Below are 13208 nucleotides of genomic sequence, written 5' to 3'. Positions count from 1 at the left end.
CTTATGCCTCATCCAGGATTGCGGGGACCTTGAAACGGTTGTCATCGGAATCCGGTGCGCCGGAAAGCGCCTGCTCCGCTGTGAAGGTATGTCCCACAACGTCCTCGCGGAACACGTTGTTCAACGGGATGGGGTGGGACGTGGCCGGGACGTCATCACCGGCGGCTTCGCTCACGGACTTGACCGAATCAACGATGACGGCGAGTTCTCCGGCCATCCTGTCCAGCTCTTGGGCACTCATCTCAATGTGAGCGAGCCGCGCGAGGTGCGCGACGTCGTCACGGTTGATCGCAGCCATGGATCTCCCCTGCAAAGTTTGAATTGATTTTCCGGTCCATTCTAGTGGGGAAACGATGATGCCCGTCTGACATCCCCCAGCGGGCGTCAGACGGGCACCTTCAGGCCGGGGCTTCCAGCCCCCTTGGGCAGGACCGCGGCAGCTACAGACTAACCGATTCCAATGGCTCCGGTCAGCACGCCGATTCCGAGCATGACCAGGGAGACTACAGCGCTGCGCCACAGGACTTTCTTGTGGTGGTCACCGAGGTCCACCTTGGCCAGCGAGACCAGGAGCAGGATGGCGGGCACCAGCGGGCTCTGCATGTGGAACGGCTGGCCGGTGATGGAGGCGCGGGCCATTTCAGCGGCGCTGATTCCGTAGTGGCCTGCCGTCTCGCTCAGGACAGGCAGGACGCCGAAGTAGAAGGCGTCATTGCTCATGAAAAACGTCATGGGGATGCTGAGGACGCCGGTGATGATCGCCATGAACGGGCCCATGCTGGACGGGATGATCTGTACCAGCCACGCAGACATTGCTTCCACCATGCCGGTGCCGGTGAGGACGCCGGTCAGGACAGCGGCGGCCATGACCATGCTGACCACGGCAACCACCGACGGCGCGTGGGCAACGATTTGTGCCGCCTGGTCTTTGACGTGGGGGAAGTTCACCAGCAGGGCGATGGCGGAACCCACCATAAAGACGTACGGCAGGGGCACGAGGTCGGCAATGAGCATGCCCATGACGGCAACGGTCAGACCCAGGTTGAACCACTGCAGCCTGGGACGCAGGGTGCTGCGGTTGGGATCCAGCGCGGTGTCAGCCATGGCGGTATCGCTGTCATCGACGAGGGTTTCAGGGCGTTCCAGGACTGCAACAGATGAACCGCCGACGGCGGGGGCTGCTCCGCCGGGGTTGTTCCCCTCGCGGCCCGAACCACTGCGGCCGGTTCCGGAGCCGCCGGCGGAGGTGCCGCCGTCGAACCCTCCTGCAGTAAAGGGCTCTGCGGTGGACGGCGCACCCCAGATCTCCGGCTGGGTGGTGCGGAGGCGGTTGCGCTCCTGCAGGCCGAGCAGCCAGGCGAAGGCCAGGACGACGGCGATGCCGGCGAGGAGGGACGGAAGCATGGGCACAAAGACGTCGTTGACATCGATGTTGAGGGCACTGGCGGCGCGGGCGGTGGGACCGCCCCACGGGACGATGTTCATGGTGCCGTTGGCGAGGCCGGCCACGCAGGTGAGGACCACGGGGCTCATCTTCAGGCGGAGGTAGATCGGCAGCATGGCGGCGGTGGTAAGGATGAAGGTGGTGGAGCCGTCACCGTCCAGGGACACAGCCGCGGCCAGGATGGCGGTTCCCAGCACCACCTTGGCGGGGTCGTTGCCCAGCTTACGAAGGATGAACCGGACCAGCGGGTCAAAAAGCCCCACGTCGATCATCAGTCCGAAGTAGATGATCGCGAACATCAGCAGGGCTGCTGTGGAGGTCATGGCCTTCATGGAGTCCATCACCATGTCGCCGATGCCAAGGCCGGCACCGGCAAAAAGACCAAAAACTGTGGGGACGATGATCAACGCCAGCACTGGCGTCAACTTCTTCGTCATGATCAGCACCATGAATACCGCGATCATTGCGAATCCAAGTATTACCAGCACGGCCGGCTCCTTCTTGTGAACAGCGGCACAGCGGTGTGACGCGTGCTACAGACTGTAGGGTGGCCGCCGTCACGGCCGTGCCTTTGGTTCAATTGATTGGCATACTGCTTGTTGCGAGCATTCTGCTCATTCTGCTCATCGCCCCGATGAGTGCCCGCCCATCCGGATCAAGGAGGACCGTGCCGCGTTCCAGCTCCCGTGCGCCGCTGCGGTTCTCCACCCAGACGCTCCTGCTGCAACTGGCAGTGGTACTTCTGGTGGTTCTGCTCAGCGCCGCCGTGCACGCCTGGCTGACGTACGACAGGGTGGGCCGCGAGGCGGAGAACCAGGCACTCACCCTCGCCCGGACCGTAGCCTCCGACCCCTCCGTGCGGGCGGATGTCCTGGCCATCAGCCAGCAGGCCGGTACTCCCCCGCCCGCCGAACTCGCCGCCGGGCCGCTGATGGCATCCGCGGAGGCTGTACGGGCCCGGACCGGCGCCCTGTTTGTGGTCATCACCGACGAAACAGGGCTTCGGCTGGCCCATCCCGATCCACAGCGTCTCGGGGAAAGGGTGAGCACTGATCCGTCAGAGGCCTTGTCCGGCCAGGAGGTCACCACCCGGAACACCGGAACACTAGGCCCGTCCGCCGGCGCAAAGGTCCCCGTCTACGCCCCGGGCAGCACCACCGTGGTGGGCGAGGTCAGCGTGGGCTATTCCATGGAGACCGTAGGCCAGAGCGTGGCACGCGACACCGGTCCCGTTGCCCTGACGGCCGCGTGCGCACTGCTCGCCGGCGTCCTGGGGTCCTTCCTGCTGCGCCGCCGCCTCCAGCGCCTCACGCTGGGCCTGGAGCCGGAGGAGATCAGCACCCTCGTCCACGACCAGGTGGCGGTCCTGCAGGGCGTGGACGACGGCGTTGTCGGCGTTTCGGCCGACGGACGGATCACTGTCTTTAACGCCTCAGCACAGCGGCTGCTGGGGTTGGCCGACCTGGCCGGAACCCGCTGGGAGGATGCACCCGTACCGGATCAGCTGAAGTCCCTGACCCGCCCCGGCTCGGCTCCCGCCGTTGAGCTGGTGGCCGGGGGCCGGGTCCTGGTTGCCAATGCGCGCAAGGCACTTCACCGGCGTGAGGATCTGGGCTGGGTGGTAATGCTTCGTGACCGCACGGAACTGCAGCAGCTCACCCGCCAGCTGGACGCCGTCGGGACCATGTCTACCGCCCTGCGGGCACAACGGCATGAGTTCGCCAACCAGCTGCACACCATCGCCGGCTTCATGAGTATCGGGCAGCACCACCAGGCCCGCGAGTACCTTGCCCGGCTGGCCGCGACGGGACCGCTGAAGTTCCCCGTGGACCAGGCCGAGCTGCTTCAGGACCCTTATCTCCAGGCGTTTGTGGGAGCCAAGGGCGTGGAGGCCGACGAGCGGGGCGTCGCCCTCCGCATCGGGCCGGAGACCCTGGTCCGCGGGCAGGTGACCGATGCCCAGGACGTCACCACCGTGCTGGGAAACCTGATCGACAATGCAGTTAACGCCGCGGTGGCCGGTTCGGCTCCTGACCGCTGGGTTGAAGTGGAAGTGATGGATGAGCCGGACAACGACGGCGGCACGCTCCATGTGGTGGTGGCTGATTCAGGTGACGGGCTGGCCGAGGGAGCGGACGCCGAGGCTGTTTTCGCCGAAGGTTTCACCACCGCGTCCGGTCCTGTCCGCGCCGGTGGCGGCCAGGGCTTTGGGCTTGCGCTTGCTCGCCAGCTGGCCAGGCGCCGCGGCGGTGACGTGACGTTGCTGGACCCCGGAACACGCGGCGGCCCGGGTGCCGTCTTTATGGCCACGCTTCCCGGCACCACCGCGGGCACCAGGAACTCCGGGAGTTCGGGAGCAGGGCTGAAGGACGCAGGGCTAAGGGATACAGGTGGAGAGGAAAAGGATGCCTGAGGACTTTCGGGTGCTGATCGTCGACGACGACTTCCACGTAGCGAAGCTGCACGCCGCCTATGTGGATTCGGTGGCGGGCTTTTTGGCTCTGGCGCCGGTGGGGTCGGCATCGCTCGCGCTGCAGGCCATCCACAGCCTTCGGCCGGATCTGGTGTTGCTGGACGTTTACCTGCCGGACGCCTCCGGGCTTGACCTGCTGCAGCAACTGGATGTGGACACCGTGATCCTCAGCGCCGCCTCCGACGCCGCGTCCATCCGTGTTGCTTTCCGCCGCGGCGCCCTGGGCTACCTGCTGAAGCCGTTTACCGCCGAGTCGCTCTCGCAGCAGCTCCGGTCCTACGCCCGGTACCGGCGCCTGTTGTCCCAGCCTGGCGCGCTGGACCAGGACAGCGTGGAGCGCGCCAAGCGGGCGCTGATCCCCGGCGATGTCACGCCGTCGTCGAAGCCCCGCTCGGCCACGGAGGCAGCAGTGCTGGAGTCACTGGTTCCCGGCGAACAGTATTCCGCCGCCGAGGTGGCGGGCCGGGTGGGTGTTTCGCGCGCCACCGCGCAGCGGTACCTTTCCTCGCTGGCCGACGACGGCGCCGTGGACATCCAGCTGCGCTACGGAACCACCGGCAGGCCGGAGCACCGCTACGGCCTGCCGGCGGGCCGGTAATCCGGTCGGGCCGCTAGCTGGCGCTTTTCCGCGCCACGAGCTCGATTTCGACCAGCATCTCCGGATCCAGGAAGGGCAGGACGTGCACCAGTGACAGGGTGGGCCGGATCTCGCCGAACACCTCGCCGTGGGCGCGGCCGGCTTCTTCCCATTTGCTGATGTCCGTCAGGTACAGCTTGGACTGGACCACGTCCTCAAAGCTGAAGCCGGCGTCCGCGAGGACTTTGCCGAGCTTTTGAAGGATGAACTGCGTCTGGGTGTAAAAGTCGTTACCGACCATGCCGTCCTCGCCGCTCGCGGCGGTGGCGGAAATGTAGAGGGTGTTGTCCACCTGGACGGCCCGGGAGTAGCCGAGGGTCTGTTCCCAGACGGAGCCGGTGCCGAAGGTTTTGCGCATGGTGGGCCTTTCAATGCTGGATTGGGTCGGCACCACTTTAGGGCGGCTACAGGTCCAGCCGGTAAACCAGCAGTTTTATGTCCGTTCCGGGCACCAGCCAGTCCCTCTCCGGAACCCTGGCGAAGCCGGTCTTGTTGTACAGCCCGCGCGCGCTAACCCAGGTGCTTCCGGTAGTCAGCGACACTGCGCTGACTCCGTCCAGGGCCTTAGCGTGCTGAAGGATGGCCGCCATCATCGCTTTGCCGGCGCCGCTGCGCTGCACGGCCGGGTCCACCACCAGCATGCGGAACTCCAGCTCATCGTGGAGGGCGATGTCTGCGTAGGGCTCCCCTGCCCGGGCCAGCGTCACCGACCCGATCACCTGTCCTGCCCGCTCGGCTACCCAGACGGTGGCCTCACCCGCCCGCACTGCTACGTCCTGGATCTTGCGCATATAGGGATGGTCGGCGTCATCAAAGTACCCGGCAGCAAGGTAGGAGTCCCTGGTGATGCGGGCAACGTCGTCGAAATCGGATTCGACGGCTGGACGGACTGTTATCTGGGAATGCACCCGTCAATGGTAGTGCTACCAGCCGGTAGCAGCGCCCAAAACCGGGGTTTCCGTGACTGAACTATCAGTCCTCCTTGGGCAGTTGGCCGGCACTAGGCCAGGAGCCAGGGTTAGAGCGGGAACTTGCCGGACAGTTCCAGGGACGCTGCGCAGGTCCAGGCATCCAGCCGTTCCTGGTCCGTCGGGCCGCCGTCTAGCGGGCTGGTGAGCCGGGGCCGGCGGACCCAGCAGCCGGCTTCCTCCGCAATCAAAGCCCCGGCCGAGAAATCGTGCTCGTTCAGCCCGCGCTCGCCGAAGGCGTCATGGGTGCCGTCCGCCACCAGGCACAGGTCCAGCGCAGCGGAGCCGAGCCGGCGGACATCAGCGAAGTCCTTAAGCAGTTCGGCGAACTGGGCGGCCTGCTCCGAGCGGACCCGGGGATCGTAGTTGAATCCCGTGGCAAGGATCTGCCCCTTGCGTCCCGGCACTGGCCCTTCAAGCCGGGTCAGCATTCCGTTCTCCTCCAGCCACGCGCCCTGGCCTCGAGCGGCGTAGTAGACGCGGCCCAGTGCAGGGGCGTTGACGACGCCGGCCAGCCACGCGCCGCCGGCATCGGCTACTGCCACGGAGGTGCCGTAGTAGACGATGTTGCGGATGAAGTTGGTGGTGCCGTCCAGCGGGTCGATGGACCACCGGTAGCCGGTAGGCTGTTCCGGCCTGGTGGTTCCGTGTTCCTCCCCGGTGATGGTGTCACCGGGCCGCGCTGCTGCGATGACGTCGCGGACCGCGTGCTCCGCGGCGACGTCGAACGCCGTGACCCAATCGCCGGCGTCGCCCTTGTTGCTGGCCTGAAGTCCCTCGGCACTCCGGCCGGAGAGCACCTTCGCCCCGGCCGCAGCTGCTTCCCTGGCCACCTCCAGCAATTCCTCAACAGAAACCTCGCTGGTCCTGTCGTCGCTGCTCACGCCGATACCTCCGCCGGTGCCGGCGGGCCCTCGGCCAGAAGCCTGCGGAAGCCGTCCTCATCCAGCACGGGAATTCCCAGCTGCTCGGCCTTGTCCAGCTTGGTTCCGGCGTTCTCGCCTGCCACCACGAAGCTGGTGTTTTTCGAGACTGAGCCGGAAGCCTTGCCGCCCCGCAGGAGGATGGCCTCCTTGGCCTCGTCGCGGCTGAAGTTCGGCAGCGAACCCGTGACCACCACGGTGAGCCCCTCAAGGGTCCGCGGCATGGACTCGTCCCGCTCGTCCTCCATCCTGACTCCCGCAGCAGCCCACCTGTCCACGATCTCCACGTGCCAGTCTTCGGCGAACCATTCCTTCAGTGCAGCGGCGATGGTGGGTCCCACCCCGTCCACGTGGGCCAGTTCATCCTCCGAGGCCTTCCGGATGGCATCCATGGTGCCGAAGGCCGTGGCCAGGGCGCGGGAAGCCCGTGGTCCGACGTGCCGGATGGACAGTGCCACCAGCACCCGCCACAGCGGCTGGGTTTTGGCCTTCTCCAGTTCGCGGAACAGTTTTTCAGTGGTGGCGGTGGGTTTCGAGGGCGACTTCGCGGTGCCCTTGCTGTAGAAGTACGGCACCAGTTCGAATTCCCCGGTAGCCACACCCTTCGTGCGTTTTTCACGACGGATTTTGACCTCTGACAGCAGTTCCGGCGTGAGATCGAACAGGGCAGCCTCGGTGGTGAGCGGCGGCACGTCGGGTTCCGCTGGCTGGGTGAGGGCAATGGCTGCTTCCCACCCGAGCGCTTCGATGTCGAACGCGCCGCGGCCTGCCAGGTGGAACACCCGTTCGCGCAGCTGGGACGGGCAGGATTTCGCGTTGGGGCAGCGGATGTCCACATCGCCCTCCTTGGCCGGGGCAAGGGGCGTGCCGCAGGAGGGGCACTCGGCGGGCATCACAAAGTCCCGGACCGGCGGATCCTGCTGGTCCCGCAGCGCCAGGACCGGGCCAACGATTTCGGGGATGACGTCGCCGGCCTTGCGCAGCACCACAATGTCGCCAATTTTCACCCCCTTGGCCTTGACGACTTCCTGGTTGTGCAGGGTGGCCATTTCCACCGTGGACCCAGCCACCTTCACCGGCTCCATCATCCCGAAAGGTGTGACCCGTCCGGTCCGGCCCACATTGACCTGGATGTCCAGGAGCTTGGTGTGGACTTCCTCGGGCGGATACTTGTAGGCCACTGCCCAGCGCGGTACACGGGTGGTGTAGCCGAGTGCCCGCTGGGTGGCGAAGTCATCGACCTTGACCACAATGCCGTCAATCTCATGGAGCAGCTTGTGCCGCTGGTCCCCGTACCGCTTGATGAAGTCCAGGACCTCATCCAGGCTCCCCAGCACCTCGGAGTAGGGGCTGACGGGCAATCCCCAGTCCTTTAGCAGGCCGTAGGTTTCGGACTGGCTGCGCGCCTGGAGCCCTTCGCGGGCGCCGATTCCGTGGACGAACATCTTGAGGGGGCGTTTGGCTGTTTCCGCCGGGTCCTTCTGCCGCAGGGAACCGGCGGCAGCGTTGCGGGGGTTGGCCAGGGGCGCCTTTCCGGCTTCGATGAGTGCTTCGTTGAATTCGGCGAAAGCCTTGGAAGGGATGAACACTTCCCCGCGGATTTCCACTTCTTCCGGAAACCCTTCGCCGCTGAGCTCCTGCGGGATCTCCTTGATGGTGAGGACATTGTGGGTGATGTCCTCACCGGTGGTGCCGTCGCCGCGGGTGGCCGCGCGTACGAGTTTCCCGTCGCGGTACAGCAGGTTGACCGCCAGACCGTCGATTTTGAGTTCGGTCAGCCACGCAGGCTGCTGAGTTCCGTCGCCAAGTTTTGCAATGCCCGCTGATGCTTTTGTCAGCCAGGCCTCGAGTTCCTCAAGGGAGAAGACATCCTCGAGACTGTACATCCGCTGCAGGTGCTCCACGGCGGCGAACGCGGCCGAAACTTCGCCGCCGACTTCCTGGGTCGGCGAATCGTTGGACACAAGCTCCGGATGGAGCGCCTCGATCTCCTCCAGCCGCCGGAAAAGTTCGTCGAATTCCGCGTCGGAGACCAGGGGTGTGTCTTCCTGGTAGTACGCAAACCTGTACTTCCGGACCAGGTCAACAAGGTTTTCGTATTCCTCGCGGACCGGGTCGGAAGGGGTGGTTTCCGGCTCGGCGGGTGCGGTGGTCCGGGTGGCGGTCTGTTCTGCGGGGCCTGGTCCTGTGCTCACAGACCTATCTTGCCTTACCGCTGGAGCCGGGCGCTGGCACATGTGCGGCCGGGGTAGGGGCTCCGTCAACGATCAGCCCCGGGAGCAGCCTATGGCGCCGTCATTGTTTGCTTTCCACGGCATCCACAACGATGACCGTGATGTTGTCCCGTCCACCGCTGCGCAGCGCGGCCTTGATAAGCTCATCCGCTGCCCGCTGGGGATGCTGCACCTTGCTGACGATCTGGTAGATGTCTTCGTCGGCGAGCTCCCCGGTAAGCCCATCGGAACAGACCAAAACGCGGTCACCGTCCCTGACCTGCAGCAACCAGTAATCCGCTTCGGTTTCGTCGCCGGTTCCGAGGGCGCGTGTGACCACGTGCCGCCGCGGATGGGTCCTTGCCTGCCCAGGCGTGATTTCTCCGGCGTCCACAAGCTCCTGGACCTCAGAGTGGTCCACGCTGATCTGTTCGAACTTTCCCTGGCTGAGGCGGTAGGTGCGGGAATCCCCGATGTTCACCACCAGCCAGTACGGCATGCCCAGGTGCTCGACGACAACCGCCCCCGCCAGCGTGGTACCGGCACGTGCACCGGTGGCCTCACGGATGGAGTAGTCGGCCTGGACTAAATACTGCTGGAGGATCGCAGCTGTCACGCTGCGTTCACCCGTTGCAAGCTGGGGTATCGCGGCAAGGGCACGGACGCACATGCCGCTGGCAACCTCGCCGGCCTCATGCCCACCCATACCGTCAGCCACAGCGAAAACCGGATCGGCCGCGATGTAGGAATCCTCGTTCAGCTCCCTGTGGAGTCCCCGGTCCGTCCCGCAGCCCACGACAAGGCCAAGCTTTGGCCTCGGTGCGACGCTGGAGGGAACGCTTGCGGGCTGCTGTTTCATGCTCTCCTAAAATTAGTGGCTCGGATGACGGGAACCATGAATTCCGGGCAGCAATCCCCTGCCCCCCACGCCAACGGTAAAGATGCTAGTCCAGGACCAGCCCCTTGCCGAGGCCCCGGGTCAGGCGCACCGGCCGGATTTCGCCAAAGCCGCGCACGTTCTCCGGAGGCTGGGGCAGCATCACGAAGCGTTCATCGTGCTCCAGCGCAGATGCCGTCATGGAGTCAATCAGCACGGTTCCCGGGTCGGCCAGGGTGGTCAGCCGGGCCGCGAGGTTCACGGTGGGACCGTAGATATCACCGAGCCGGGACAGGATCCTGCCCCAGACCATCGCCACCCTGGCCTCAGGCAGGATCTCGTCTTCGGTGAAGGCCTGGGCCAGCGCCAGGGAGATTTCCGCACCGGCCGCGGGGGTTTCCGCGATGTAAAGCACTTCGTCCCCCACGGTTTTGACCAGGCGGCCGCCGCCAACGGAGATGATTTCGGCGCACTTGTTTTCGAACCGCTGGACCAGCCGCGCCAGCGTTTTTTCGTTCATCCGCCTGGACAGGCTGGTGTAGGAGACAAGGTCGGCGAAGCCGACGGCGCGCGCCAGGGGCAGCGGGGCGTCGTCCTCGTCGCCTTCCCTGCCTTCTTCACTGGCCTGCAGTCCTGCTTCGGCACGGACCGCGAGCCGCTGGACACCTGCATTGAGCTGGCGGCGCCAGGAGTAGACCAGTACTTCCTCCAGCGCATCCACAAGTGCGGGAAGTTCGTTCACCAGGCGTTTGCGGGCAACGGCATCGGTGACGCCCTGTTCGTGGACCATGTCCTCCACGAGGGCTTCGATCTGCCAGACCACCATGCGGTCCGTCATCTGGCCGATGGAGCGGGTGACGGAGATGGCGGCTTCCTCCGTCAGCTTTCCGGACCTCACAAGGTCCACCACGGTGGAGAGGGCTGCCTGGTCGCGCTCGGTGAAGGCCACGTCCTCGTCACCAAAGTTCGGGAACCCGAGGGCACGCCAAAGTTTGCGCGCGGAGAGCAGGGAGAGGCCTGCGCCGGCGGCCACTTCACGACGGCGGAGCTTGCGTTCCCCACCCAACAGCCGGGACTCCAGGGCCTTCATTGCCAGCCTCTCGGCGGACATGGTGCCGGTGGCGGGATGGGCGTCGGCGGCCGGAGCGGGCGGCACGGTGGACTCGATACTTTCCTGCTGGTGCTCATCGTTCATTTGGTCCACCTTCTCTCATTTCCCACGGCAAAGCCCCGGCGGGGTAGTCCGCTGTTCGGTCCGGCTGGGCATCGTACCCGTCGGGCAGGTCCCCGATGGCGTCGAGGATGAAGTCCCGGAACGTGGCGACTTCGGGCACGTCGGGGAACGTGACCACTCCCTCATATCCGGTTTCCAAGGATATATTCCCGGAGCGGAAGAGACGTTGCAGGACCGACTCATGGACAGTCAGGTTACGGATGGAAGCGAGGTTGACCTGCTGGTCCTGCCGCCGCCATCTTCCGGACCTGGCCACCAGCCTCCGGCTGGTCAGCGTATAGCGGGTACCGTGCCAACGCAGCAGCCGGGGCAGGCAGTAACCCAGCCACACCGACGCAGCTGCGAGGACACACCCGGTCACGAGCCAGGGAGTCCAGCGGCCGGAGAGAGCCGGCACAGCCCGCCCCGCTTCTCCGCGGATTATCCAGGCGGAGCAATAGGCAGCAACGGCCGGGGCAAAAATGAAGGCAACCATCGCACCGGCAAGCTTCCTCGGCTGCGGACGGGTGGTGACAATCACCTGCTCCCCCGGAACAAGGCTCTTACGCATAACCGCCTTGGCCGGAGGCATCCGGAGCGGTCCACGGACGCAGGTGCACCACGTCTCCGGCGGTAACCACGTGCTCCCGGGAGTCGCGGTCCACCACCAGCAACGACCCGTAGTCATCAAGGCGGGACGCGTGGCCGATGATCTCGTGGTCCCCCGGAAGCTGTGCCCGCACCTGCTTGCCCAGGGTGACCATGACCGCCTCAACCCGCTTGTGCAGCGACGCCCCGCCCGCCATGCCTGCCGCCGGGTCGCCGTCGGCATTGCAGAAGCTGCGGTACAGCACGGAAAACTTCAAAAGATAGCTCTTCAGGAGCAGGGTACGGTCCGCCGTCCTGGCGTCCTCGAGCACCACCGAGGTGGCAGTGGGGACAGGCAGCTCCGCGGCCCCAAGGGTAACGTTCAGGCCGGTTCCCACAATGACAGGCGGCACGGAGCCGTCCGCCATGGGGCCCAGCTGGGCCAGGATGCCCGCAATTTTCTTTCCACGCACCAGGACGTCGTTGGGCCATTTCAGCTCGGCCGGTATTCCTGCGGTTTCGAGCAGGGTTTCCCTCAGGGCAAGCGCGGCAATCAGGGACAACCACGAATAGCTTTGCGTGGGCAGCGGGCGGCCTTCAGCGTTGGCCGGACGCAGGACCACCGAGACCGAGATCGAACTCAGCGGCGGAGCTTCCCAGTGCCGGTCCAGCCGCCCGCGCGCGGCTGTCTGGTACTCGGCAGTGAGCACGGACAGATCGGGCCAGGCGCGGGGGTCCACCGTGACGGACCGAAGGAGGTCGGCATTGGTGGATCCGGTGGAGTCCACCACTTCCAGCCGCGGGATGCCGGCGTCGGACAGAAAGTTCGAGTCCGCCAGGTCCCCCCGGTTCAAGGGCGTACCGGGGGTATGTGCGTCATCCATAACTAAATCCTACCGACCCGGGCAGGAGGTCCCGCCTACAGGAAGATGTCCGGAACCAGCCGGTCCTCCGGTGCTCCGAGGCTGTACGGACGAAAGTCGGCCACCCCGGCTGCGGTGAGGACTTCCTCATCCGTATGGAAGTTGCCGCTGGACGTACCCCCGGCACGACGGTTGGCTCCGGTGAGGATGGCATGCGCCGCATCGGCCATGATCCGGGGGCCGCGCGCTGCCTGCACTATCTGCTCGCCGTGGGGCATGTTCCGGATGGCTGCGGTGTCGATCAGGGTGCAGGGCCACAGCGAATTGACGCTGATTCCGTCCGCTTTCAGTTCCTCCGCGAGCCCCAGGGTTGTCAGGCTCATTCCGTACTTGGCCATGGTGTAGGCCAAATGCTTGCCGGCCCAGTACGGATCGAGGTTCAGCGGTGGTGAAAGGGTGAGGATGTGCCCGCCGGCGGAGGCGCGCAGCGCCGGCAGCGCCAGCTTGGACAGCAGGAAGGTTCCGCGGACATTGATGTCCTGCATCAGGTCGTACTTTTTCATGTCGACGGCGTCCGTGCCTGACAGGTCGATGGCGGAGGCGTTGTTGATGACGACGTCGATGCCTCCGAAGCGCTGCACCGCCGCCGAGACTGCCCGCTGCACGTCCTCGTCGCTGCGGACATCGCCGACCAGCGGAAGTGACTGGCCGCCGGCCGCCTCCAGCTGTTCGGCGGCGGTGTACACCGTGCCTTCCAGTTTCGGATGCGGCTCCCCGGTCTTCGCCATCAGCACCACGTTCGCACCGTCCTCGGCGGCCCGGACGGCTATTGCCAGCCCGATCCCGCGGCTTCCGCCGGACATGAGGACAGTGCGGCCGCGAAGGGAGCCAGTGGGCCGGTACGGGCTGGCAAAGGAGCCCGAAGCATCGTTGCTCGAAGTCATAAAAATCACTGTAACCCAATTATATTACTGACGAGTAACATCTGGTCTCTGGTTGTGGCACGGCA

At 65.6% G+C, this 13208-nt stretch carries 13 protein-coding genes; 2 read left to right on the top strand and 11 right to left on the bottom strand.

All coding sequences use genetic code 11. The annotated features are described in order from the left end of the window. Position 1: 1 nt before the first annotated feature. A complete protein-coding gene (gatC, locus tag AC5RT4_RS01555; protein ID WP_307095783.1) occupies positions 2–298 on the bottom strand; it encodes an Asp-tRNA(Asn)/Glu-tRNA(Gln) amidotransferase subunit GatC in 297 nt (98 codons plus the stop codon). Between the two features lie 149 nt (positions 299–447). Then, positions 448–1932: a CitMHS family transporter gene (locus tag AC5RT4_RS01550; RefSeq protein ID WP_494104671.1), complete on the bottom strand. Its 1485-nt coding sequence runs from the start codon at positions 1930–1932 to the stop codon at positions 448–450. Positions 1933–2111: 179 nt separating this feature from the next. On the opposite strand from AC5RT4_RS01550, the gene AC5RT4_RS01545 reads away from it, so the two are divergent. Together AC5RT4_RS01545 and AC5RT4_RS01540 are read left to right on the top strand one after the other, a co-directional pair. Continuing rightward, the gene (locus tag AC5RT4_RS01545; RefSeq protein WP_494104670.1) at positions 2112–3857 is read left to right on the top strand and encodes a sensor histidine kinase; all 1746 of its coding nucleotides are present in this window, start codon (positions 2112–2114) and stop codon (positions 3855–3857) included. Then, positions 3850–4515, top strand: a complete 666-nt coding sequence (locus AC5RT4_RS01540) for a response regulator (RefSeq protein WP_494040959.1) — start codon at positions 3850–3852, stop codon at positions 4513–4515. Before AC5RT4_RS01545 ends, AC5RT4_RS01540 begins: the two co-directional genes overlap by 8 nt. Before the next feature lie 13 nt (positions 4516–4528). On the opposite strand, the gene AC5RT4_RS01535 is transcribed toward AC5RT4_RS01540, so the two are convergent. From AC5RT4_RS01535 to AC5RT4_RS01495, 9 genes are all read right to left on the bottom strand, one after another. Next, positions 4529–4912 (bottom strand): RidA family protein, encoded by a 384-nt coding sequence (locus tag AC5RT4_RS01535; protein ID WP_494040960.1) that lies wholly within the window; start codon positions 4910–4912, stop codon positions 4529–4531. 46 nt (positions 4913–4958) lie between these two features. After that, positions 4959–5462, bottom strand: a complete 504-nt coding sequence (locus AC5RT4_RS01530; RefSeq protein ID WP_494104669.1) for a GNAT family N-acetyltransferase — start codon at positions 5460–5462, stop codon at positions 4959–4961. A 110-nt stretch (positions 5463–5572) separates the two neighbouring features. Then, entirely contained in the window at positions 5573–6406 is an 834-nt protein-coding gene (locus tag AC5RT4_RS01525) for an inositol monophosphatase family protein (protein ID WP_494104668.1), read from the bottom strand. After that, on the bottom strand, positions 6403–8640 hold the full coding sequence (gene ligA, locus AC5RT4_RS01520; protein WP_494104667.1) for an NAD-dependent DNA ligase LigA: 2238 nt from the start codon (positions 8638–8640) through the stop codon (positions 6403–6405). Before ligA ends, AC5RT4_RS01525 begins: the two co-directional genes overlap by 4 nt. Before the next feature lie 100 nt (positions 8641–8740). Beyond that, positions 8741–9517, bottom strand: a complete 777-nt coding sequence (locus tag AC5RT4_RS01515) for a PP2C family protein-serine/threonine phosphatase (RefSeq protein WP_494104666.1) — start codon at positions 9515–9517, stop codon at positions 8741–8743. An 85-nt stretch (positions 9518–9602) separates the two neighbouring features. After that, positions 9603–10730 (bottom strand): adenylate/guanylate cyclase domain-containing protein, encoded by a 1128-nt coding sequence (locus AC5RT4_RS01510; RefSeq protein ID WP_494040965.1) that lies wholly within the window; start codon positions 10728–10730, stop codon positions 9603–9605. Continuing rightward, complete coding sequence (locus AC5RT4_RS01505; RefSeq protein WP_494104665.1) at positions 10720–11319, bottom strand: PH domain-containing protein; 600 nt, start codon at positions 11317–11319, stop codon at positions 10720–10722. The genes AC5RT4_RS01510 and AC5RT4_RS01505 overlap by 11 nt, the downstream gene beginning before the upstream one ends. Then, positions 11312–12220 (bottom strand): biotin--[acetyl-CoA-carboxylase] ligase, encoded by a 909-nt coding sequence (locus tag AC5RT4_RS01500; protein WP_494104664.1) that lies wholly within the window; start codon positions 12218–12220, stop codon positions 11312–11314. The genes AC5RT4_RS01505 and AC5RT4_RS01500 overlap by 8 nt, the downstream gene beginning before the upstream one ends. Positions 12221–12255: 35 nt before the next feature. Further along, positions 12256–13143, bottom strand: coding sequence for an SDR family oxidoreductase (locus AC5RT4_RS01495; RefSeq protein WP_494104663.1), 888 nt, complete (start codon positions 13141–13143; stop codon positions 12256–12258). Positions 13144–13208 lie beyond the last annotated feature (65 nt).

It is taken from the genome of Arthrobacter sp. sptzw42 (assembly GCF_059089685.1).
Note: the sequence above shows the minus strand (reverse complement) of the source record. Positions and strands in the feature narration are given on the sequence as shown.

What these genes read in the sequence shown, in the direction of transcription:
- AC5RT4_RS01510 (WP_494040965.1), bottom strand. Translation starts at nt 10,730, where the DNA reads ATGAACGATGAGCACCAGCAGGAAAGTATCGAGTCCACCGTGCCGCCC.
- AC5RT4_RS01495 (WP_494104663.1), bottom strand. Translation starts at nt 13,143, where the DNA reads ATGACTTCGAGCAACGATGCTTCGGGCTCCTTTGCCAGCCCGTACCGG.
- gatC (WP_307095783.1), bottom strand. Translation starts at nt 298, where the DNA reads ATGGCTGCGATCAACCGTGACGACGTCGCGCACCTCGCGCGGCTCGCT.
- AC5RT4_RS01500 (WP_494104664.1), bottom strand. Translation starts at nt 12,220, where the DNA reads ATGGATGACGCACATACCCCCGGTACGCCCTTGAACCGGGGGGACCTG.
- AC5RT4_RS01535 (WP_494040960.1), bottom strand. Translation starts at nt 4,912, where the DNA reads ATGCGCAAAACCTTCGGCACCGGCTCCGTCTGGGAACAGACCCTCGGC.
- AC5RT4_RS01540 (WP_494040959.1), top strand. Translation starts at nt 3,850, where the DNA reads ATGCCTGAGGACTTTCGGGTGCTGATCGTCGACGACGACTTCCACGTA.
- AC5RT4_RS01505 (WP_494104665.1), bottom strand. Translation starts at nt 11,319, where the DNA reads ATGCGTAAGAGCCTTGTTCCGGGGGAGCAGGTGATTGTCACCACCCGT.
- AC5RT4_RS01515 (WP_494104666.1), bottom strand. Translation starts at nt 9,517, where the DNA reads ATGAAACAGCAGCCCGCAAGCGTTCCCTCCAGCGTCGCACCGAGGCCA.